This window comes from Shigella sp. FC1544, assembly GCF_001722145.1.
Classification (GTDB): domain Bacteria; phylum Pseudomonadota; class Gammaproteobacteria; order Enterobacterales; family Enterobacteriaceae; genus Escherichia; species Escherichia coli.
Window position 1 is genome coordinate 1 of the sequence record NZ_MECT01000316.1, and the last position, 1,253, is coordinate 1,253.

Annotated in this window: 2 protein-coding genes; one reads left to right on the forward strand and one right to left on the reverse strand. The window is 40.1% G+C overall.

All coding sequences use genetic code 11. The features are described from left to right. The first annotated feature begins 31 nt into the window (after positions 1 to 31). Positions 32 to 757 (forward strand): putative adhesin, encoded by a 726-nt coding sequence (locus tag BGK49_RS15060; protein WP_024259713.1) that lies wholly within the window; start codon positions 32 to 34, stop codon positions 755 to 757. A gap of 225 nt (positions 758 to 982) precedes the next feature. Here the strand turns inward: BGK49_RS15060 and mobA are convergent. After that, positions 983 to 1,253, reverse strand: a 271-nt coding sequence (gene mobA / locus BGK49_RS15065) for a plasmid mobilization protein MobA (RefSeq protein ID WP_158513075.1), incomplete at its 5' end; no start/stop codon positions are given.

The following is a 1,253-nucleotide window of genomic DNA, read 5'->3' on the forward strand; positions in this document are numbered from 1 at the left end:
AAAAAACACCGCAAAAATGGATTGTTAACAAATGAAAATACTCAATTCGAATCTCATAACAAACATATCATCAACAATAAGAAATCACCTTCTAACATCATCCAAAAATATAAAAACACACCCATCACCAAACATGGACGTAACAAGTCATCGTCGTTTATTCCAGAAAGACGGAATAGGATTGAGCCAAACAGGAAAAGCAACACAACTTGTCATTATGTCGCATGGTGGATGGAAAGAGATCTCCCATCCACAAACACTATTCACGCGTCAAAAAGGCGATGGATGGACTGTAGTCCCCAAAAACCTAAGAATTGATTTTTATACAAAAGACAACGACTTCACAAAGGGACTAAGCGTTCTTTCAGAGGTAAACAAACGCCATACTGAAGCTCAAAAAGGGTTAACACCATCACTAAACATAAGCAAAGATGACCTAAAAGTTCTAGCGAACGCGCGCAATATACCTCAATCAAAATTAGAAGAAGAAATGATGTCACAATCCATATATAGAAAAGAATACGCAACAAGTAATGAGAAGATAAAAAACTATGCTCTATATTACCATGAACAAGCCCAAAATATTATACAAAGACATCAAGATGGCTTAGGAAACAAAAATATTGATATAGCATTTATAACTGATAAAAATCATAAGAAGCACCTTTCTGACATATTTAAAGTAATAAATGAATCAGGAGTAAAATATGATGTAATTCACTTTGGCGCTTGCCGAGTAAATAGAGAGGAGAAATAATCATCATTTACCATAATCCCTTAATTGTACGCACCACTGAAACGCGCTGAACGCGATTCTGACGCAGACACCACAAAAATAGATGTTTTACCCCGGAAAAACAGGAAGGATGCGTCAGGATCGTTTTCAGCTCGCTGCATAGCTATGCATGAAAGCGAATGGAGATCACTTTGGGAGCTTACCGTGTTCATACCGTCTGTTTTCAACAGTTTTCTCCCCGGGAAGCTAATCTGCCATAAGCCTGGATAACAGGGCACGGTGATACTCCGTAATAGCGATCAGCACCTCCGCATACTCCCTGTCCCCGATACGCTTGCCGTCGATAAAGAGTTTTTTCTGTAACGCCCCCAGTCTCATAACTTCTTTCAGTACCCGATCATCAGTCAGTGAGTTAACGTTCTTACCGAGAGCTGCCGCCCGTAAAAAACCGGAAACGGTCTTGCCGCATTCAGCAGCCCTTTTTCTGATTTCCTGGTCTTCTTCTGCCGTCAGACGA